The organism is Acidovorax sp. SRB_24, assembly GCF_012931925.1.
In genome coordinates, this window is record NZ_MWOM01000108.1 from 6,363 (window position 1) to 7,399 (window position 1,037).

2 pseudogenes are annotated in these 1,037 nt (G+C 72.1%); one reads left to right on the forward strand and one right to left on the reverse strand.

The annotated features are described in order from the left end of the window. A pseudogene (locus B2J89_RS22890) lies at nt 1-512 on the reverse strand (AMP-binding protein); the annotation flags it as partial. A 285-nt stretch (nt 513-797) separates the two neighbouring features. On the opposite strand from B2J89_RS22890, the pseudogene B2J89_RS20310 reads away from it, so the two are divergent. Then, nucleotides 798-1,037, forward strand: a pseudogene (locus tag B2J89_RS20310) (permease); the annotation flags it as partial.

A 1,037-nucleotide genomic window follows, 5' to 3' on the forward strand; every position in this document is an offset into this window, starting at 1 on the left:
TTGGTGCCGATGGCGCAGGTCTCGCTCATGCCCCAGCCCTCAAGCATGGTGCGGCCCGTCGCCTTCCACTGGCGCGCCGTGCCTTCGGAGGCCGCCATGCCGCCGGCCTGCGCCAGGCACAGCGGCGAGAAGTCCAGCGCGCGGAACTGCGCGTTTTGCAGCAGCGCATTGAACAGCGTGTTGACGGCCGGCAGCGTATGGAAGGGGCGCTTCTTGAGCACGTCGACGAATTTCGGGATGTCGCGCGGGTTCGGGATCAGCGTCAGGTGCGAGCCCTGGCGGATCGTCAGCAGGCACAGCGTGAGCGCAAAGATATGGTAGAGCGGCAGCGCGGCGATGTTGTTGGCGCGCGTCGGGTCGCCCAGCCGGGCCAGCGCGGGCTGGAACCAGGCCTCGGCCTGCAGCTTGGCGGCGATGATGTTGCGGTGCGTCAGCACCGCGCCCTTGGACCGCCCGGTGGTGCCGCCCGTGTACTGCAGGAAAGCGGTCGAATCGAGCGTGGCCTGGCTCGGCGCGAGCGTGCGGCGTGCCTTCGAGGTAGTTCTTCAGCCAGATCTTGTCCATGCGGTGTCCTGGGTTTCTGGAAGGGAGCGTGCCGCCTTGGCACGGGGCGGCGGGTGCGATTGTTGGACCGCGCGGCGCCGGCTGGCTAGGGGGCTTGTCCCGGGGGAGCGCTCCGCAGCGTCCCGCAGGTGACAGGAACGGCCCTGCCGGCGCACGCAGAGACCGCCGCCGGCGCTCTGCACAGGCCCGCCGCCCGGGCGGCACAATGCGCGCATGCCGCTCCTGCCGCCTCCATGATCGCCCGCATCCAACAGCTCGGGGTCCTGGGCACCGCGCTGGCCGTGGCCGCGTGGCTGTTCTGGTGCCTGCCCGATTCGCCCGGGTGGGCGCTGGCCGGCGCCGTGCTGCTGGCCCTGGGCTGGACGCTGCCGCTGGGCCTGCAGTTCACGTGGATGGCGCGCGCCAACCGCCGCGATCCGGCGCCGCGCGCGGGCGCCGGCCAAGTGCTGCGCGCGGCCGGGGCCGAGGTGCTG